Annotated in this window: 22 protein-coding genes; 16 read left to right on the top strand and 6 right to left on the bottom strand. The window is 55.9% G+C overall.

The features are described 5' to 3' along the window. Positions 1-6: 6 nt before the first annotated feature. The 4 genes from ACR3EQ_RS18365 to ACR3EQ_RS18350 form a co-directional block, all read right to left on the bottom strand. Positions 7-198 carry a hypothetical protein gene (locus ACR3EQ_RS18365; RefSeq protein WP_480491489.1) on the bottom strand — a complete coding sequence of 64 codons (192 nt, stop codon included), beginning with the start codon at positions 196-198 and terminating at the stop codon, positions 7-9. After that, positions 191-358, bottom strand: coding sequence for a hypothetical protein (locus tag ACR3EQ_RS18360; protein WP_170484287.1), 168 nt, complete (start codon positions 356-358; stop codon positions 191-193). Before ACR3EQ_RS18360 ends, ACR3EQ_RS18365 begins: the two co-directional genes overlap by 8 nt. 114 nt (positions 359-472) lie before the next feature. Then, complete coding sequence (locus ACR3EQ_RS18355; RefSeq protein ID WP_480491487.1) at positions 473-1,576, bottom strand: GFA family protein; 1,104 nt, start codon at positions 1,574-1,576, stop codon at positions 473-475. A 300-nt stretch (positions 1,577-1,876) separates the two neighbouring features. After that, positions 1,877-2,191, bottom strand: coding sequence for a hypothetical protein (locus ACR3EQ_RS18350; RefSeq protein WP_480491486.1), 315 nt, complete (start codon positions 2,189-2,191; stop codon positions 1,877-1,879). Positions 2,192-2,598: 407 nt separating this feature from the next. Here ACR3EQ_RS18350 and ACR3EQ_RS18345 point away from each other — a divergent pair, with 407 nt between their 5' ends. Then, positions 2,599-3,570: an adenylate/guanylate cyclase domain-containing protein gene (locus ACR3EQ_RS18345; RefSeq protein ID WP_321254686.1), complete on the top strand. Its 972-nt coding sequence runs from the start codon at positions 2,599-2,601 to the stop codon at positions 3,568-3,570. 1,084 nt (positions 3,571-4,654) lie between these two features. Here ACR3EQ_RS18345 and ACR3EQ_RS18340 read toward each other — a convergent pair. Beyond that, positions 4,655-5,542 (bottom strand): LysR family transcriptional regulator, encoded by an 888-nt coding sequence (locus ACR3EQ_RS18340; RefSeq protein WP_480491484.1) that lies wholly within the window; start codon positions 5,540-5,542, stop codon positions 4,655-4,657. A 106-nt stretch (positions 5,543-5,648) separates the two neighbouring features. Here ACR3EQ_RS18340 and ACR3EQ_RS18335 point away from each other — a divergent pair, with 106 nt between their 5' ends. The 7 genes from ACR3EQ_RS18335 (at position 5,649) to ACR3EQ_RS18305 (ending at position 11,650) form a co-directional block, all read left to right on the top strand. Further along, on the top strand, positions 5,649-5,867 hold the full coding sequence (locus ACR3EQ_RS18335) for a hypothetical protein (protein WP_480491482.1): 219 nt from the start codon (positions 5,649-5,651) through the stop codon (positions 5,865-5,867). A 1,119-nt stretch (positions 5,868-6,986) separates the two neighbouring features. Further along, complete coding sequence (locus ACR3EQ_RS18330) at positions 6,987-8,555, top strand: hypothetical protein (RefSeq protein ID WP_170617653.1); 1,569 nt, start codon at positions 6,987-6,989, stop codon at positions 8,553-8,555. 460 nt (positions 8,556-9,015) lie between these two features. Then, positions 9,016-9,207: a hypothetical protein gene (locus ACR3EQ_RS18325; protein WP_170817431.1), complete on the top strand. Its 192-nt coding sequence runs from the start codon at positions 9,016-9,018 to the stop codon at positions 9,205-9,207. Next, positions 9,200-9,391: a hypothetical protein gene (locus tag ACR3EQ_RS18320; RefSeq protein ID WP_170816228.1), complete on the top strand. Its 192-nt coding sequence runs from the start codon at positions 9,200-9,202 to the stop codon at positions 9,389-9,391. Before ACR3EQ_RS18325 ends, ACR3EQ_RS18320 begins: the two co-directional genes overlap by 8 nt. A gap of 106 nt (positions 9,392-9,497) precedes the next feature. Continuing rightward, positions 9,498-9,644 carry an HNH endonuclease gene (locus ACR3EQ_RS18315; RefSeq protein ID WP_170504788.1) on the top strand — a complete coding sequence of 49 codons (147 nt, stop codon included), beginning with the start codon at positions 9,498-9,500 and terminating at the stop codon, positions 9,642-9,644. Between the two features lie 749 nt (positions 9,645-10,393). Continuing rightward, the gene (locus tag ACR3EQ_RS18310) at positions 10,394-10,873 is read left to right on the top strand and encodes a hypothetical protein (protein ID WP_480491480.1); all 480 of its coding nucleotides are present in this window, start codon (positions 10,394-10,396) and stop codon (positions 10,871-10,873) included. A 387-nt stretch (positions 10,874-11,260) separates the two neighbouring features. Then, positions 11,261-11,650, top strand: a complete 390-nt coding sequence (locus tag ACR3EQ_RS18305; protein WP_480491479.1) for a hypothetical protein — start codon at positions 11,261-11,263, stop codon at positions 11,648-11,650. 579 nt (positions 11,651-12,229) lie between these two features. On the opposite strand, the gene ACR3EQ_RS18300 is transcribed toward ACR3EQ_RS18305, so the two are convergent. Beyond that, positions 12,230-13,243 carry a helix-turn-helix transcriptional regulator gene (locus ACR3EQ_RS18300; RefSeq protein WP_480491477.1) on the bottom strand — a complete coding sequence of 338 codons (1,014 nt, stop codon included), beginning with the start codon at positions 13,241-13,243 and terminating at the stop codon, positions 12,230-12,232. 112 nt (positions 13,244-13,355) lie between these two features. On the opposite strand from ACR3EQ_RS18300, the gene ACR3EQ_RS18295 reads away from it, so the two are divergent. The 8 genes from ACR3EQ_RS18295 (at position 13,356) to ACR3EQ_RS18260 (ending at position 18,834) form a co-directional block, all read left to right on the top strand. Beyond that, positions 13,356-14,429: an alpha/beta hydrolase gene (locus ACR3EQ_RS18295; RefSeq protein WP_480491475.1), complete on the top strand. Its 1,074-nt coding sequence runs from the start codon at positions 13,356-13,358 to the stop codon at positions 14,427-14,429. Between the two features lie 6 nt (positions 14,430-14,435). Continuing rightward, the gene (locus ACR3EQ_RS18290; RefSeq protein WP_480491473.1) at positions 14,436-15,281 is read left to right on the top strand and encodes an efflux RND transporter periplasmic adaptor subunit; all 846 of its coding nucleotides are present in this window, start codon (positions 14,436-14,438) and stop codon (positions 15,279-15,281) included. Between the two features lie 55 nt (positions 15,282-15,336). Further along, entirely contained in the window at positions 15,337-16,599 is a 1,263-nt protein-coding gene (locus tag ACR3EQ_RS18285; protein ID WP_480491471.1) for an MFS transporter, read from the top strand. A gap of 14 nt (positions 16,600-16,613) precedes the next feature. Further along, positions 16,614-16,739 carry a hypothetical protein gene (locus ACR3EQ_RS18280; RefSeq protein ID WP_480491469.1) on the top strand — a complete coding sequence of 42 codons (126 nt, stop codon included), beginning with the start codon at positions 16,614-16,616 and terminating at the stop codon, positions 16,737-16,739. 213 nt (positions 16,740-16,952) lie between these two features. After that, positions 16,953-17,120 (top strand): hypothetical protein, encoded by a 168-nt coding sequence (locus ACR3EQ_RS18275; RefSeq protein ID WP_170484287.1) that lies wholly within the window; start codon positions 16,953-16,955, stop codon positions 17,118-17,120. Further along, entirely contained in the window at positions 17,113-17,304 is a 192-nt protein-coding gene (locus ACR3EQ_RS18270; protein WP_480491467.1) for a hypothetical protein, read from the top strand. The genes ACR3EQ_RS18275 and ACR3EQ_RS18270 overlap by 8 nt, the downstream gene beginning before the upstream one ends. Before the next feature lie 37 nt (positions 17,305-17,341). Next, the gene (locus tag ACR3EQ_RS18265) at positions 17,342-18,661 is read left to right on the top strand and encodes a DUF6538 domain-containing protein (RefSeq protein WP_480491465.1); all 1,320 of its coding nucleotides are present in this window, start codon (positions 17,342-17,344) and stop codon (positions 18,659-18,661) included. Next, a complete protein-coding gene (locus tag ACR3EQ_RS18260; protein WP_480491463.1) occupies positions 18,658-18,834 on the top strand; it encodes a hypothetical protein in 177 nt (58 codons plus the stop codon). The genes ACR3EQ_RS18265 and ACR3EQ_RS18260 overlap by 4 nt, the downstream gene beginning before the upstream one ends. Positions 18,835-18,996 lie beyond the last annotated feature (162 nt).

The following is an 18,996-nucleotide window of genomic DNA, read 5'->3' as shown; positions in this document are numbered from 1 at the left end:
TTGCCGTTAGGCGTCAGGGACGAGCCGGACGATCATCTCCCGATCTGGTTCGCCGTAGGCACCAGCCAGTGGGCCGGTCACAGCAAAGCCGGTCACGCAGTCTTCAAACACCTCGTCCACGCGGAACAGGTGTTCAGGGACGTCATCGAAGGCCCGGACAACCACGACGTCACCGGGGGTCAACTCCAGCTCAGTCATCGTCGGACCTCCACGTCCAGAGGACCGCCAGCAGAACCAGCGCCGAGACAGCGGGATGAGACCGAGACACCACCCAGAGCATCGTCGTCAGGACAGCCTTGGGCGGTGGGTGCAAAAGAAAACCCCCGACGAGAACGCCGAGGGCAGACAGGTACTTCATGGATCAAACTCCTGCAGTTGCTTCTTTATTTAGATGCAGGAGGTTCCTCGGTTTTGACGGGCGCGGACATTCAGGTTTCTAGTGGGAATGGCCGAGTTGCGGACAAACCTGCCGTTACTCATTGTTCTTTGCTGGACCAATCGTCATTCCCTCTAGCCTATTAGCAACGCGATCCTCCGAAAAAGGTGGAGTTGGCCCGGAACTTGGCTCGCCCACAGCAACCCAACGAGAGGCCATGCGCGGATCTTCTTCTGTTCTAATTCTGGGTAAGTCGTCGTGTATGTCGACCCAAGGGATTTGACTTTCGACGCCATAGTGAAGCTCAGGCGGAAAATCAGCTGGATTGTCGAGCGTCCCCACACGGATCGAATAGTATCCGATATCTTTGATGTCGGTATAAATGCTCGTCCCGCAATTTTTGCAAAATGCGCGCTCAGAAAGCTTTGAGGAAGCGTACAAACTCGGTTCTTCGCCTTCGAATGTCACATTTTGCTTCTCAAAAATTGCCCATGCATTCAATGGCGAACCAAGAGCCAGCTGACAGTGTCTGCAATGGCAAAAGCCAACTGCAACTGGCTGAGACCAAACCTGGTACCGAGTCGCTCCGCAAAGACATCCACCTGCAGTGATCGGTTCACGTTTTGCAGCTGTGAGGAACGGCCAGCCAATCGGCTTGGACTCTTCACCTGCAGCCGTCAAAGTCGAACGATAAGCCCGGACAGGCTGAACAATGTTTTTTAACTTTCGATGACCTAGGTCTACAAAGGGATGCTCAATTTTGTCTTTGACCTGATCAAACACGCTGCCCGAGATACAAAGCTCACCTGGTTTGGCAATTTCTTGAAGGCGTGACGCCTGATTCACGCCGTCCCCAAATATGTCATCTCCAATGACAACAATGTCGCCAATGTTTACACCGATGCGAAAAGTTATTTTCAAGTCGTCGGTGAAGTCGGCTTCCCGTTCCGCGATGACTTTTTGGATTTCCAACGAGCAGGCAACCGCATCTGCTGCTGTAGGAAACTCAATCAATAGGCCGTCACCCATTGATTTGACGACACGCCCGTGATGCGCTGCGACCCGGCGCGAAACGATGCCGTCGAAGCACACTCCGAGCCGCGCAAGAGTTCCCTCTTCATCAATTTGCATGAGACGAGAGTAACCAACGACATCGACCGAAACGATGGCAGCAAGCTTTCTGATCTTCGGCTTTGGCATTTCGGCAAGTTACGTCAGATTAGAGAAGTCGCATAGTGTACATCGTTAATTCTAGCGATGAAACGCTTGTAAAGCTGTTTGACCTAGCCATCCAAAAAGCCATGACCGCTTATCGAACCCAAATTAATAGAGATCTCCCGACTGCTTTGGGCTCAACGCGGACATCGTAGTCATTTGGTCAGATATCCGCTTATGGACGGATGGCAGACCTAAACTTGCGAAACGTGAATGTCTGCTATGCGAACTATAGGGGCGCTCAAAGAGGTCGCTGAGCAGCAAGATCGTTGTGAAATCGAAGGGCTAAGTCCAGGCGACAGCTGTTCCAACAAGAACTAGTGCCATCCCGGCAGCTTCTTTGACTGAGTACACCTCTTCGAAGAAAAAATGAGAGACTACACCTAAAATTATGACTTCAGCTCCCATTACAGCCACGTAAATCAGCCCCAGTTTTTCACGCCCCAGAGCAGCAACTTCGAATGCGCCAGCTGTCAGTAAGGCAACAGCGATTATGGTTGCCACGCCCAGGCTGGGTAGTGTCCACCATGACTTCATGGCGACCATAGCAATACAATAAAAAAGAGCAGATAGCAGTGCGAGTGCAGCAACCATGTTCATGATTAAATCTCCCTCGATACTAACAAAATATCAGAATGAAACTCATTGAGATGTGACCTAATTCACAATGCAAATTTCAAATTTGCAGGAGTCAAAACTACAGATATTGTCAGCAGCCTAATAGGACGTTTCGTGCTCGGTTTGGTCATTCGCCGAAACTTCGCTAGCGACAGCGATGCGGACAAAGCTGAAACTCGAAGCAAGCCCTAAGTGCGCCGGCGAGACGGAGCTTCAACAACTCTGTCTCAGGTCTGCATGGTCCAAGGTGTGCTTGACGCCTCTACCATCTTCTTCCTTGATTACATGCTTGTGCGTGGGCAGCATAAAGGTGGTAGAGTTCAGTACGGCTAATTCCAGATCGACGAATTTACTTTGCGCTTGTTTCGCCTGTGTTGGGAGTATCAGTTGTGGTCAAGGCTTCTCCTGAGATACTTGCTGTTACAGAACGCTGGTTTGAGGCGATTAGGACCCTAAATACGCACGTTTTGAAGGACTACCTTTCCGACTCGGTCGATCTGCGCTTCATTGGAACTGGCGAGAATGAGTTTTGGAAAGGTCAGGTTGTCCGCGATGGAGTCGGCGAATTCATCGGCGAAATGCCAGAGCCGGATGTGTGGGAAGTTCTCGAAGCCGAAGCCTTCGAGAACGGAGAGACGGGCTGGTCTGCTTTTCTACATCGGGTTGGGTTTCCCGGGCTTCGAGATGATTACATCGTCCGCACGGTGCTGGTATTCGTCTTAGAGGGTGCGTCATGGAGGATCATTAATCGTCACGCCTCTCTTCCCTACCCAAACATAGATTTTGTAGGTAGCGAACAGTTGGCCATTCAAACTCTTGTGAAAGCTGCGCTCGAAGAAGGTCCGGAATTGCTTCAGGCAGAAGGTTTGGCCTCGGTGCTGTTTACTGATGTCGAAGGCAGTACGATGCTCGCGGCGGCCATGGGAGATCAGGGTTGGTCGGCGTTGATAGATCAGCATTTTCAGACTGTTGAGAGTATCGTCGCAACACATCGGGGGCAATTCGTGAAGTCGCTGGGAGACGGGACATTGTCCAGTTTCCAATCAGCGACTGAAGCGCTTCTGGCGGCGATCAAAATACAGGAAGCCGTGGCTTTGAGCGATGTGGAACCGCGCTTGGGCCTACGAGTTGGCATTCATACCGGCGACGTTGTTTTGGCGCGTGGCGACTTCTTCGGAACCGTGGTCAACAAAGCGGCTCGCATAACTTCATCGGCCAATCCGGGTGAAATTCTTGTGTCGGATGTGACGAGAGCCATAGTTGGGGGAAATCACGAGTTCGAATTTGCGGCCGTACGATCTTTGGTCCTCAAAGGACTTCCAGATGATCACACAGTCTACCGTTTGCAATGGAGGCGATAGCTGCTCGCTGGGTATGACCTCGAAGATCAGCCCCGCCCCCGGGGGATAATTCAATCAAATTGCTCTTTTCGCGGAATGCCCTTGCAAAGTGAACACACCCACTCCGCAGTTCCATCAATTGGCCTGCCCTTGCTCTTTAAATCACGGTGGGAAACAACCTGCTGATCGCGGCAAAATGGACAGGTAGCAAGGGCAAATAAATCCGGAATATGGGTGACTTTCTTAGGTACGGGGTTGCAAACCATTTGGCACTCAACATTGAATTATACCCTGTTGGCTATCACATATCGCCGTTTTCTCCACGTCTGCTTTGGGCTCGATACGGTCATTCGCCGTTGTCCGCTCGAACGTCCGCTTCTGCGCCAACGGTCAGCCACTTCATCAATGCCAACAAACAGTCGTCAGCCCCCCGGCACGACTCGTCAGCGGTCGTCTCAGCGCCAGTGGACGGTCGATCTAGCGGTCTCGTAAGCAGCCCTTCCAGCGGCCTCTGTGGCGGTTAAAATGCCCCGTGCTCACCCTCGAAATGCCCCCGCAACCGCCCCAGTTTCTCGGGCTAGTGGGAAAAGCCGATAACAATCATCGGTCGGCAAGGATTCCTACCACCCCAGCCAGGTCATCAGAACATGGAACGACAGCAGGCACTTGGGGCTAAATCCTCCGAGAAATGCCCCCGTTTATGCCCCGGTGGTTTCGGGTGTTCTGACGCCCTCTGACCTCTCCTCTTTCCTGACATCTAGCAGGGGTTCTATGGGGGTGGGGAACAGGTATAAGTAATGAATAGAAACCGGGGGATAGAGAGACCCGAGTACCCTCCTTCCTGATCCAAAATACACAGAGGGAGGAGGAGGTTGGGCGAACGACCGAAATGCGGGCGGAGCGGTCGTCTGCCTCGGTTGAGATTATAACCGCAGTTAGCCGGAATCGGACGTGACCAACGGGAATTTCCGTTTGAGGAAGCGTAGGCTGGCTAGCCGGAGAGCGGTCGCTCGGGGCGCAATTCATAGACAGTCGGTGTGCGGATGAAAACCCAATCAGTGTGGTTGACCGCCGCAATTCATTATTCCGGTTTCACGGGAAGCTTCTACCTGAAAATGGCAGCATAGCGGGGCGCGAAGAATTTCGCGAAGGCCTTTACTTCGGGGCGACGATAAGCCTCTGGCGCAATCAGCATCAAATGCTCCGAGTTCATCTCCTCGAGCGGCGCAAAGCATTGAATGAGCGTGTCATCGCTTTCGGCAAGTTTCACGTTTATGATGCCAAGGCCATGACCCGACCGGATGGCGGCATGCATCAGATCCAGCTCGGAATAGGTTTGCCTGATCTGATCAGGTTCCGCATAGCGGATCAGCCAATCGTGAAAGGCTGACGGCACGCCTTCACGTAGGAAGCTGACAAACGTATGGTTGAACAAGTCTTCGACCGAGGTCGGCAACCCGTGTTTTTCGGCGTATGAATGGGATCCGAAAAGCGCGTAACGCGCGGTGCTGATCTTGCGGCAGATGAGGTCTGGATGGGGAGGGCTTCTTGTCACGCGCAGTGCTATATCCGCTTCGCCAGCCGATAGATCCAGGACTTCGACGCTGGGCAGGAATTCGAAGCTGACATCGGGGCGGAGTAAAGAGAACTCGTTGAAGATCGTTGCGACCCGGGGCGAGAAGTTGCCGGAATAGGCCGTGATCCGGATCGGCCTGGTGCTGCGCAACGTTTCGACTGTCTCGGCCAGGCAAATCGCCGCCGCTTCGATTTCTTCCGCCTTCTGCAGGATTGCTCGTGCTGTTTCCGTCGGCCGGAAGCCGCGCGTGTCCCGCTCGAACAAGGTTATGCCAAGCTCATGCTCAAGCGCCTCAATGCGGCGCGCAACAGTTGGCTGAGCCATGCCGAGCTGGGGCGAGGCAGCCAAGGTGGACCCCGCGCGCACGACGGCAAGAAAGACCCTGATTTCTGACCAGCTCCGGAATGCGCTCTTCATTTTTGTAGAATAGCACATCGCCGCGGCCGATACCCGAAAATCCCGCAGCCACTACAGTGGGAGAACCTTCGCAGCAGCAGAAAAGGCCCGAGAGATGAATGCATTCATGACCAGCACCCGCACAGTCCCGCCGCTTCAAAAGGCTCTTGGCTTCATCCAGCGTGTATTCAACTTCGCCCTGCACCCCCGCACTGAGGAAACGCAGCCCGATGACGCCCGGTCCCGGCGGGAATTCATCAGGGAGGTTCTTTCCCGCAACCCGGACGCCTTCTCCAGCGATGCCGATGTCCAAAGTATGATGAGTATGTATCCCGGCAGGTACTGACTAGTTCGGGGCGGACCTTTAGCGCAAATCCCCACCCGCTGCAGACCGTCGAATGGCCGCTATCGGGCCGGTCGTGCCGATCCGCAATGCCCAGCGGCCTTTGCCTCGTAAAGTCAGAAAACTGCGGGTCGCTGCCACCCGAGCCGAACGCAGCATCTTACACATCTGGGCTCGAACCTGACATGCCTAGATACCTCTCCAAGCCCATTCAGCGCCAGCCGTCCCAGATGCGGTCGACCAACTCTGCCACCTCTGGATGATCCGACCAGCGGTGAACGTCGATCGGTCGCGAGTGCCATGGGTTCTCTATCTCCCCCATAACCTCCTCCTCCCTCTGTGTATTATGGATCAGGAAGGAGGATACTCGGGTCTCTCTATCCTCCGGTTTCTATTCATTACTTATACCTATTCCCCACCCCCATAGAACCCCTGCTAGAGGTCAGGAAAGAGGAAGAGACAGGGGGAGGCAGAACACCCGAAACCACTGGGGCATAAACGGGGGCATTTTCCGTAGCAAACGGCTGCCACGGGTGTCTACGTCTCGATGTTCCGATGACCTGGCTGGGGTGGTAGGAATCCTTGCCGACCCATGAAACCTATCAACTTTTCCGACCGGTGACCGGAACTGGGGCGGTTTCGGGGGCATTTCTATCAGTGAGCACGGGGCATTTTGACCGCTGGAGTGACCGTCCACTGGTGCTGACGGCGTCCGTAAGACTGGACCGCTGACGAGTCGTTCCGGGGCGCTGAAGAATGTTCGCTGGTGCTGGCGGGTGGTGGGGACGTTCATTCCCAGTCTTGCGAAGGACTGATGGGAGCCCAAAAGTCACCGATGCTGCAGTGCGCGCGAATGTCTGCTATCAGAAGGAAGGCCAAAAAAGTGACAAAATCAAAAGCGGTTTTGCCAAGAGTTTGTGGCACATGTTCTTGCAACGATTTCGATCGTTGCGCGACGAATGACAAAAACGACCCGTTTCGCCGAGGATGTCGCGGCTGGGCGGGAGATCGGAGAGACTACTTCGAGCCAAAGATTTAGTTCAACAAGACAAATACTTTTATTGATGGTATATTGGGTAAGCATAAAGAACATAAAACATTTGAATACCTAGGAACTTTACCATGCGCATAGTGAGCCTTGCTGCCGCGCTGTCACTTATTCCCGTGGTGGCCATCGCCCAGATAGACGGATGCGACGAACTCATTAGTGTCGATCAAGAGCGCGATGCGCTAAATTGGGCCCTTGGCGGGTTAGAACAACTCTTCATGGCAGATGACGAAGTCACCAAGTTGAGTCCCATCGGCGATGTGGAGTTCTGGATCACGGTCCAGCCCGGTCGCTTCGCGAACGTCACCTGCGAGGAGAAGCAGTTCGAAGACCAGGAGATGTACCCCATCGGCTTGGTGGTAAAGCCCCTAGGCGTACTCGACCTGCCCGCCTATACGGGCGCGGGACGTGGCACGCCGGTACTTGCACTCACCGAGTACGGGCACCGCAAAATTATCTCCATCGACGACATCGCGCCGATCACCCCAAACGCCACCTATATCTTTGCCGACGGCGTATCAGAGGCGACCTTTTGCTATGGTACTGATAATTGCCCCGGCAACCAGCCCACCGAATGCAGCTCCGCAATCTGGCGCTGCAGCTACAAGGTCGGAGCGGTATCGGGCTATGCGGTTGTACCCAGTCTGAATGAAGACGTCGCTGGCATCATCGACGCGTTCGAGAAGTTGACACGCGATCCTATCCTCCAACTAGAGCGTGGCCGCTACAGCCCGTCCCGCGTCGCAGAGCTACAGGCCGAAGCTTGCCGACCCTTCCGTGCCCGCGCCTACAAACCCGGCGCCGTGCCGCACCAGGCCGGTGCAGTAGCCCTATCGCTCTGCGCTCTCGATGGTGAGGGTGTGCTGCCACTCAAGTTTGTCGATACCGATCGCGCCGCTGCTCGGTTCGCACATGGACTGTCGGTCTCGTTCCACCGCGAGCTCGGCTCACCCAGCTCGATGCTGTCGGACAGCGTCCGTGAGATTGCCAATAAGCGACTTGTCTTCGCCAAGAACTGTGGAGAAACGATTGAAGCCGAGAAGATCTTCAGTCTGGGTGGTGGTGCGGGGATCGACGCCAACATCTTCAATGTAGCGAGTGTCGAGCTTGGCGCAAACCGTAAGGCCAGCACCTCCTATATCGAGGAGGTAGGACCGGACGAATACCTGCTCTACACTACCTATTTCATCCGCCCTATTCCTAAACCTACCGACAACGCGGAAGACGACGACCTCTGGGTTTTTGACATCGTATTCCGTGCTGGTTGCGAAGGAGGCGAACCGCGCGACCGCTCTTCGGTGGTCATCTTCTACAAGGATTTGCCCCTAGGCTATGTCCCGATCGGCGTCAAAGAAGGCATATTCAAGAACTATGTCACCACCTGGGGCAACGCCTCCTTCACCGAAGGCACTAGTCCTGCGCAGATCTACCAGGGGCATTTCTGGGTCATCAAGGATCATTTGGCCTATTTTTATTGGCGCGACACGCTGCGGGAATTTCTCTACGAGGAAATCGGCGTCGCGCGCAATCTGATCCAACGCTACCCGCCGGAGCAGCAGCCGCTGGTGCGCGACTTCATGGTCTATCTGTTCCTCTCCGCAGCCTTCGATCACCGCCGCCCCATCCGCTACATTGAGGAGTGATCCTATGTTCGCTATCCTGATATCTTTGGCGTTGATCGTGTTCGAACCTGTGAACCCTATATGCGATGCCTCAGTGCGCTGTTGCACCATGCCAAACGGCGCTACCTGCTGCGGCCATTCGAGCGGCAGCGGCAACGGCATTTCCGGTTGCGCATGTCAGTGAGAAGTCTGTGAAGCGAAGCATGTTTATTTCGCGGGACCTCCTTTTTGGTGATCTTTTTGACTTGGGACGGCTACCTTCCGGACGGGCCCACATTAACCGTTCCTGAAACAGCCAAGTTGTTGGAGCCAGCTTTGGAATACGTGAAGCGAAAAGGCGTTTTGCCCGCTCAATTGCCATTTGCTTCCTTGCTCTGAACGTCCGGAATGCGCGGATTGTGTCCTGCTGCACATGCAAAAAGCTGAAGCTTGGCGGACGGCAGCAAAGGGCTGACTGCGGTCCTTTGGAGCAACACTGCGGATGTCTGCAAAGTCCGCAACTCGGGTGAAGTACCTGTCTGCCCTCGGCGTTCTCGTCGGGGGTTTTCTTTTGCACCCACCGCCCAAGGCCGTCCTGACGACGATGCTCTGGGTGGTGTCTCGGTCTCATCCCGCTGTCTCGGCGCTGGTTCTGCTGGCGGTCCTCTGGACGTGGAGGTCCGACGATGGCTGAGCTGAAACTGAATCCCGGTGACGTCGTGGTCGTCCGCGCCTTCGATGACATCCCCGAACATCACTTCCGCGTGGAGGAGGTGTTTGAAGACTGCGTGACCGGCTTTGCTGTCACCGGCCCTCTGGCTGGGACCTACGGCGAACCGGATCGGGAGATAATCCTACGGGTTATCTCAACCAACTGAACCCACCCGCATTTAAACACTGAAAGGAGGAGGCCTATGTCTGCTCACATTCGCTATGCCTATCTGAAGGGCCATACGTGGTTGTTCAGACGCAACTAACCGGGCGGTGATCGATGAGGCGACGGTGGTTCGCCATCGCTGTCATAATGAGCGCTGCGTCCGTCCTGAACACCTGATTGAGGGGTCGGCTGCGGATAACAAGCGCGACGACTGGGACTTCTGGGCGAACGGGGTCGACTACGACCTGCTATGACCTGTGGCATGGGCCTTCAACGACCTCAGAGGGCCCACCCTCAACACCCGAAACACCCGAAACCACTGGGGCATAAACGGGGGCATTTCTCGGTGGGTTTAGCCCCCAGCGCCTGCTGTTGTTCCATGTTCCGATGAACTGGCTGGGGTGGTAGGAATCCTTGCCAACCGATGATTGTTATCGGCTTTTCCAACCGGTGGCCGAAACTGGGGCGGTTTCGGGGGCATTTGGAGGGTCAGCATGGGGCATTCTCGACCGCTAGAGTGACCGTTCACTGGCGCTGACGACCCGCTGACGAGACGTTCTGAGGGGTGAAGGGTGGCCGTTGGTGCTGGCGGATGACTGAGCGGACGTTCAAGCCTGATGCTGCGATTGACTGATGAAAGCCCTAAAGCGTCCCAAAATTTCTTTAACATCAATTGCCTATACCGCGCCACCGAGCTCAGTGACTCCTTAGCTTGAAGGTTAATTTGGTGTAGCATGATCAATCAGATTACTGTTCACTTACAGCATCTCCAATGTGCATTTAGCACTGAGAAGGAGGGGAAATTCATGCCTTGAGGCCGCGTGTTTCTGCATTCATGCTAGCCCCCCGTTTCTGTTTTCGGTGACTGAACTCGGTCTTGTAGATTGGTGCAATTAGGCACGAAACCGAAAATATGATAACTTTTTAGCACTGTTAGAGTCGAAACAATGCATGTGAGCAATCTGGGTGTTGCGGTGAATGTACGATTGAATGGGGGGATAAAATGTTTCGAACGTTAAAACTTGGTCTAGCGAGTTTGTCATTGATTATGATTGGGGTGTCGGCGGACGCTGTTACCGTCACGATTAACAATGAAGATTGGAAAGTAACTACGATTACAGGGTCTTACGCAGCTAATTCTAACTTTCTACAAAGTCAAAAATGGTGGGGTGACTCAACTCTGGCGGGGCAGTTTGCTTCAGCAGTTGGTGCCTCGCTAGGAATGACTATTGTTTCTTCCACACCTAATGGGCCTCTCTTAGCAGGACCATCGTTTGCATTTTCCGGTGATAATATTTTTGTCTCAAGCCGACGGTACTTTAGCAACGGATATACTGGTATTAGTGTTCAAGGTTCGTTTGGCACGAATACCTTCGCCGTAGCTCAACAAGTCTCGGCGGTTCCACTTCTAGGTGCGCTTCCTCTGTTGTTAACTGCGCTGGGCGGAATGGCACTGATGTCCGCTGCTCGGAAACGCGGCTAGTCATGACGGCAAATATCGCTTCATGTGCTTCCCGCTTCTCCACGATGTAGCATTCTTGCGTTTACTGTATGCGCAATAGCGCCGCACAGCAGCGAACAACTACTTCGTCCCGCAAAGCAGTCGTTCATTTAAATTGCAGCAAATGTCCGCTTTGGGAAAAAAGAAAACAAAGTGAGCACCCCCGGCAACCCGCTAAGGGCCGCCGAGGGTTCTGTCTATGTGGGTGGTCTGCGGTTAACGACATAGTCTGCCAACCACTGCCAGTAGGCTTCAGCGTCCCGGAGACTATCCTTTGACTTATATCAAGGAGGGGTAACTGCATTTCTCGGCACGATGAGGAAAGCACTTGATGGGAGGAACGCCGAAGAACTTGATGGGGGAAAGCCAATGAAGACTATTACTTTGAAGTTGTTTGCAGCGTTAAGTTTAGCAGTGTCGCTTGGCGCTTGCTCAAGCACGTGGGAAGAAGACGGGATCAACAACTCTGAAATCACGGCGGCATCGGGCGCGGCTATATCTGCGAACCAAATTGAATTGTTTAGCGGCGAAACGGCCTCTCAGGAATACACCGTAATCCAGGAAATAAAAGTGGCTGTTAACAAAACTACAGTGTTCAATGAGGATCCAACCGTCGCGCAGGTTGAGGCTCGGCTGAGACAGAGCGCCGCTGAGTTGGGCGGGGATGCAGTTGTCAATGTAGCCATATCTCAAGTCAAAGTGCGTGCAGTGAGTTGGGGAGGTCGCATCGGCGAAGGTACAGTTGTAAAGTACAATTAGCCTTACGTTATGTCGGTTCACCTATCACGGGGCATTTCTGACCGCTAGATCGACCGCCCACTGGCGCTGACGGCGTCGGTGGGACTGGACCGCTGGCTAGTCGTTCCGGGTGCTGACGGGGGTCGCTGGTGCTGGCGGGTTGGGGGGCGGAAACTTGTAATGGCGCTCTGTGTCCCAGTTCACAGAACCTTTCGTTCACCCGGGTTAACGTAACGTCACCAATGGGAGGTCGTAATGCTTCGTAAGGCTTCAAATACCTGGCACACTCGCACCGAACACGCAGTAACCATGATACACCCAGTTGTGCGTATCTTTCGTCATTGCACCCAGATGCAACGCCAAGTGAACCGCTACCACTGAATTCGAGCGCGGGTAGGCCGACCGGCTGACGACCGTTTGTCGACATTGATGAAGTGGCTGACCGTTGGCGCAGAAGCGGACGTTCGAGCGGGCAACGGCGAAGGACCGTATCGAGCCCAAACTGGACACTGGTTCGCTACGCAGCGTTCATCAATTTGGGCGGAAACTGAACCTTCGCTGCGCATTGCGTCAATGTCCGTTCCATTGAGGCCTTGCAACCTACGTACCGCTCAATTTGCGGAACTTAGATGGTGAAATTCCAAACCAGCTGGCAAATGTGCGGCGGAAGCTGTTGACCTCGCTGAACCCAAGATTGAAGGCAACCTCCGCGACAGAAAGGTCGGTGCCCGACAGCAGCGACCTGGCTCGATCTGTCTGTTCAGTCACACGGATCTCTTTGAAATTGGTGTTCTCCGCAGTGAGTTGCCGTTGCAGCTTGCGTACGCTGACACCCAATGTGGCCGCCACCGTTTCGATGTCGGCGTGCCCCATGGCGAGTTGCGCGCGCAAGGCGTTCCCAACCACCTCTTTGGTGGTTGAGGGCGTTTGCCGCGACCGGACATCGCGGATGCCTGTCAACGTCATCGCCAGCCTCTCATCGGTTGTCCGCGGATTAGGGGTTTCGATTTCTGACAGAGGGATAGCAATGCTGGCAGCGGATCCCCCCACGCGCACCTCTGCATTGTAGATGTACTGCAGCGCGGTTTCGGTGCCTCGGTGCACCTCTGGCATCTCCACCCAGCTCGGCCGCCAGCGGCGTCCACAGAACTCGCGCACCACAGACTGCAGCACAAATGGCAGGTCCTGATCGATCAAATTTGCCCCGGCGATTCCGCCAAGCATGGCATCAAACCCAAGCACAAAATGATCGCCATCCACGCGGGTGCGCATAACTGACCCTCGTTGCAGGAATGGCAGGATTCTTTCGGCCCGCGCCAGGGCCACATCCAGTTTCGGCGCGCCGAGCACATAGTCTGCGTAGGCCCCAAAGGAGGCGTAATCGAAGTCTTGCGTGATATAGGCGCCGATGTGTTTTTCGGAGATCTTCAGGCTGGCGGCTTGCATGAACCGCGCCTGAAGCCGATAGGGGAGGAACACCGTCGGGTCTTCCATTACCGCTCGCGACAGCCCGGCTTCTTTCAGCGCATGTTCGGACACCCGCGGCGATGCAATTTGGTCAAGCCCTTGAAGCGCGGGGCGAAACGCCAAGGTGCTTTGCAAAACCGTGTCCATGACGGACAGTTTGTCGTGAAATGATCACTTTTGGAAGTGGCGCGGCCTTCCCCCGCAAATTACCTCCAGTTTAGCGAAACGAATGACCCAAGCTGAAAGTTGGAGACCAAACATGAAACGCCGTTCCGTCCTGAAAGTTGTTCTGACAAGCGCACTGATTGCAGCTCTTTCGGTGCCTGCGGTCGCCACCGCAGACAGGGCAAAAACCGTGTTTGAAGGTCTGCCAATGGCGGCGCGGACCGCACCGGTTCCTGCGGGCGTGTCCCCGGAATTGGCCGGGCTCATCGAACGCCGTCAAGTTGATACGCATGCCGAAACGCCATCCTCCACCGAGCAATGGCTTACGTTGCAAGCTGAGTTTGACGCTGCCTCCCTACAAGGGGTCGCACGTTTGCTTGAGATGACTGGTGCTCAATTCGCCATCGAGAACGTGGCGGGGGTGACCACCTACCGTGTCACGCCAATCACCATTGATCCCCGGTGGGCGGACACCGTTTTTGTGCATGTGCACGGCGGGGCCTTCGTTTTTAATGGTGGTGAGGCCGCCATGGCCGAAGCGATCTGGATGGCGCATGGTTTGGGTGTTGAGGTGGTGTCTGTCGACTATCGCCGCCCACCGCTGCATCCGTTTCCTGCCGCAACAGATGATGTGATCGCCGTGTGGCAGCAAGTTATCAAGGACCATGATCCAGCCAAAGTCGCGATGTTTGGCACATCTGCGGGGGGCAACCTGGTGTTGTCGACGGTTTTACAACTGCGCGATACGGGCACCCCTTTGCCTGGAGCCATTATGGCAGGCACGCCCGCTGTGGATCTGGCGCAGACGTCGGACAGCTGGATCACGTTGCAGGGTCTTGATCCGCTTGGCGCCCGCGAGGGTGTGATTGAAGGCACGTTTGGCATTTATGCGGACGGTACCGACCGCACCGATCCGCGACTGTCCCCGATCTACGCCAATCTGGACAACCTGCCGCCGACGGTTCTTCTGACCGGCACACGCGACCTGTTGCTAAGCGACACGGTGCGCATGCACCGCGCCCTGCGCGCCGCCGGAGTTGCCGCCGATCTACATGTCTACGACGGCCAGTCACACGGCGACTACATGGCAGGTTTCTTCGTGAACGCGCCGGAGACTCATGACGCTTGGCGTGAGCTCAACACCTTCTTTGACCTGCATCTGGAGTGACCAACCATGACCGTTTTTGCAAAACTCCCGCTTCTGCTGTTGGGTCTTCTGATGACACACAGTGCCCACGCAGAGCCTGTGAAAGAGTTCACCAACATGCTCGCCGCAGAGACATTTACCGGACGGATAGAGGCCAGTGAGAGCGCTCTGGTAGCCAATTCGGTGCGCGGCATCCTTGCGGCGGTGCATTTCAAGCCGGGCGATACGGTTGAGAAAGGCCAATTGCTGTTTGAAATTGCGGCCCCGGCTTACGAACAAAAGCTCGCCGCCAGCCGTGCGATCGAAAACCGTCGTGAGGCCGAATTGGCAACAGCGGAGGCCGAGGCGCAACGGCAGGCGAAACTTGGCGCGCGCGATGCGGTTTCCGAACTGGCCGTTCAAAACGCTATGGACCGGCTGATACTGGCCAAGGTGGCGTTGCAAGAGGCGCAGGCGCACCGTGCATTGGCAGAGCTTGAGCTGGCTTCGACACAGATCAGGGCGCCGATTTCGGGGCAAATTGGGCTCGCCCACAAACAGGTGGGCACCTATCTGGACACAGAAAACGGTCAGGCGCTGGCGCAGATTGTGCACACAGACACGGTCCGAGTTGTGTACGGAATGCCGTACAAATCCCTGATCGCGCTGGACCAGTCGACGCCAGAGGGCCTGAGTGCTCTGATAGAGCGCTTTCAGGTCGACTTGCATTTGCCAGGTGACGTTCAGCCACTGGCACAGGGTGGCCGCGTGCTTTTTGCTGAAAGCGTGCTGGCCGCGAACGAAACCCTGCGCATCTGGGCGGAAATCCCAAATCTTGAGCGCGGCCTTATTCCCGGCTTGAACGTCGAAGTCAAAGTCAGCTTTCCAAACTAAAGCAGGTCGCGCGTCAGGCGCGCCCCACTTTTCCTCTCTTTCCTGGAGCAGTTCCATGGCCCGGTTCAGCGATCAAATCCACACCCTGAAATACCTGTTTATCGCGGTCGCGGCGATACAGCTGGTGACTGCGGCATCGGGTACCATCGTCGCGCTCTATTTTGCCCAAACCGGCGCGTCTCAGGAAATCGCTGCGCTGGCGCCCGCTGCTTACTCGTTGGGTTTCCTGATTGGCTGTTTCTACATTGCAGGCTGGATCACCAGCATTGGACATATTCGTGCATTTTCTGCGGGGGCGGCCATATGCACCGCTGCCGCCCTGCTTTTTTCCGTGACTGAGAACGAGCCCACGCTGCTAATCGTGCGCCTGATGACCGGCGTTGCAACCGCGGGCCTTTTTGCCATCGGTGACGCCTGGATCAGCGAAACCGTCGACGAAAAATCGCGGGGCCGATTGCTTGCCGTGTTTGCCATTGTCCTCGGGTTGATGTCGGTTCTCAGTCAGGTTCTCGTCATCGTTACACCCGACGACCTGAACCAGTCTTTTGTGCTGATGTCCTTGCTCTACTGTCTGGCAATTGTGGTGATCGCCGCGACGCCCAGCACGCCGCCCGAGGGCAAAGAACGGGCGAATGTACGCTTCAAGGCGCTGTTTCAAGACGCGCCCACTGCCGCTCTCGGCGCGCTCACCGTTGGTATCGTGTCCACTGTGTTCATGAATGTTGTGCCGTATCGGGCGGCTGTCATTGGCATTGATGCCACGGATGTGGCTATTGGCATCGCTGCTATTTACGTCGGGCGTATCCTGTTTCTCTATCCGCTTGGATTTGTGTCAGACCGCATGGATCGGCGCCGCGTCATTGTAGTGACGACGACAGTCGCAACCGGCGCCCTTGCGGCCTTCGCCACTTTTGCCACTGGCGACGGTGCGCGCTACTCAGCCATCGTGGGCACACCACTTTACATTGCAATGCTCGCCGGATTGATCCTCCTGGGCGGATCGATGCTCACCCTCTACTCGCTGCTTTTGGCTCACGCGATGGACCGCACTGTGCCCGTCTATGTCGCGTCCAGCGCTGTCACAATGCTGTTTGTCTTCACCATCGGCGGCATTGCAGGCCCGCTCATGACCAGCGCGCTTTCGGCGGTATTTGGCGATGCAGTCATGGGCTGGATGCTTGTACTTGCGATGGCCGTCTTCGCGGGCTTCACCGCTTTCAGGATCAATACAGTGGCCCCGGCTGCCAGAGCGGAACAAACCCACTTTAAGGCGACCGAAACCACCAGCCTCAAATCCGTCCCCACCCAGAAACGTTAAGGTAGGAGACCACCATGACCACCCCCTCCACAAATCTCTTTCGCGCAGAAAAAGCCACTCTGCTCATCTGGCTCGTATTTGTTACCTTGGCCATCAACGCGGCAAGCGCGACGCCGATGGTACGCGCGGCTAGCGTTTAAACCGCCGAAACAGCCTGAAGCTTCACATTCCGCACAAACTGCCGAATTATGAATGCCTGCGGCGGGGCTTTAAGGGGTCATTCAGGCAAATAAAGCTAATGTCGGTTTTGTCCGCAACTCGGCCATTCCCACTATGAATCTGAACGTCCACTCCCGTCCAAACCGAGGAACCTCCTGCATCTAAATAAAGAAGCAACTGCAGGAGTATGATCCATGAAGTACCTGTCTGCCCTCGGCGTTCTCGTCGGGGGTTTTCTTTTGCACCCACCGCCCAAGGCTGTCCTGACGACGATGCTCTGGGTGGTGTCTCGGTCCCACCCCGCTGTCTCGGCGCTGGTTCTGCTGGCGGTCCTCTGGACGTGGAGGTCCGACGATGACTGAGCTGAAACTGAATCCCGGTGACGTCGTGGTCGTCCGCGCCTTCGATGACATCCCCGAACATCACTTCCGCGTGGAGGAGGTGTTCGAAGACTGCGTGACCGGCTTTGCTGTGACCGGCCCACTGGCTGGTACCTACGGCGAACCGGCCCTCGAGATGATCCTACGGGTTATCTCAACCAACTGAACCCATCCCACATTCCAACACTGAAAGGAGGAGACTGATGTCTGCTCACATTCGCTATGCCTATCTGAAGGGCCATACCTGGTTGTTCAGACGCAACTATCCCGTTGACGTGGCTCTCGCGCTGGGCGCTCAGGCGCTGAAGCAGAGCCTGAAGACCGGGGATCGCAACACCGCCCGCGTCCGTGCCGCTGAAGTCAATGCCCGCTTCGAGACACTGGTGGAGCAAGTCCGGGGTCAGGCAGAGGACGCCCTCTCTGCCACAGAGAGCACCGCTGACGTTCTTGATTGGCTCGACCAGCCAGAGTCGTCTCTCGTGCGTCTCCGGGCCACTCTGGAGGGCTCCGGGACAGTTCTGGACGGTCCTGCCTTCACCCGACCAGCCGCGCCGGTAAAGGTGCCGGTTCGTGACCTGAGCCGCGCCTATCTCTCCCGGCGTTGTGATGAACTACGACCCAGCGGGTTCAAATCGGTCCGATACTCTGTGGGGTTGTTCACCAGCCGGTACGGCGACCGATCGGTTTGCAGTCTGACGCGGGCGGAGGGGCGAGAGTTTCTGTCAGCGATAGCCCAGCTATCACCGATGATCGGTAAGTCAGAGAGGACACGCGGGCTGACCCTGGACCAACTCGTTACCTACTCGTCTCGGGGATCGGTGACCATCACGGCCAGAACCCAGCGGCGGATCTGGTCGCAGGTCAATCACTTCCTCGACTGGGTGGTCTATGAGGGGCATCTGGAGGTCAACCCGTTCCGGACGGTGCCGTTCGATCGGAAAGTGCGTCCTCAACCCTATGCGGTGCCGACTGACGATGAGGTCTCCAGACTTCTGGCGGCTCGTGATCCTGAGCTTCATTCCGTTCTGCTGACCTGCCTGCTGACAGGACTGCGCGCGGGGGAAGCGGTTGGGTTACTTCGGGAAGACCTCGTGACCAAGGGCAACCTCGGTTGCTTCGTTCATGTTCAACCCAATGAACTGAGACTGCTGAAGACGGATGCTGCGGAGAGACTGGTTCCGGTTCACCCGGTGCTGGATGAGACCTTCCGGCAACTGCCTAGCCATGGCCCGCTGTTTCCTGATCTGACCGTGGCGCACGTCACCAAGGGGTTTACGAGACTGAGACGGCGGCTGGGTCTGGAGCGACCGGGACTGGTGTTTCACTCGACCCGCAAGTGGTTCATCACCCAGTGCGAGCGAACTGGTGTTCCTGAACACTTCACGGCTTCTCTGGTCGGTCATCAATCGGCACGGTCAGAGAACGGGATCACCTACGGCATCTACTCAGCTGGCATAAGTGATGAGCAACGCCGGTCGATCGTCGATCAGATAAGACTCCCGCTAGGGACAGTTGCCTCATGACCTTCCCGGACATTGATGCGTTCGAGGAACGCGCTGCTATCGCCGAATACGATGGCGGTTGCACCCGTAAAGCAGCGGAAGATCTGGCTGCTCGGGCTCAGGGGTTCCGTGACGCTGAAGCCTACTGGCAGTGGTTGGCAGACTATGTCGTCAACCGAAGACCACCCTCATAGACAGAACCCTCGGCGGCCCTTAGCGGGTTGCCGGGGGCCTTCGCCTTGCTTTCTTTTTGCCAATGCGGACGTTGGTTAAGGGCTTGCTAAATGACCGTTCCGCGGGCGAAGCGGACGAAGATTTTGGATGATCCCTTTTGGGATTAACTCCCCGCAAAGTTC

It is taken from the genome of Ruegeria sp. AN11, from assembly GCF_056536005.1.
The sequence above is the reverse complement of the archived record's forward strand: the minus strand, read 5'-3'. Positions and strand labels throughout refer to the sequence as shown.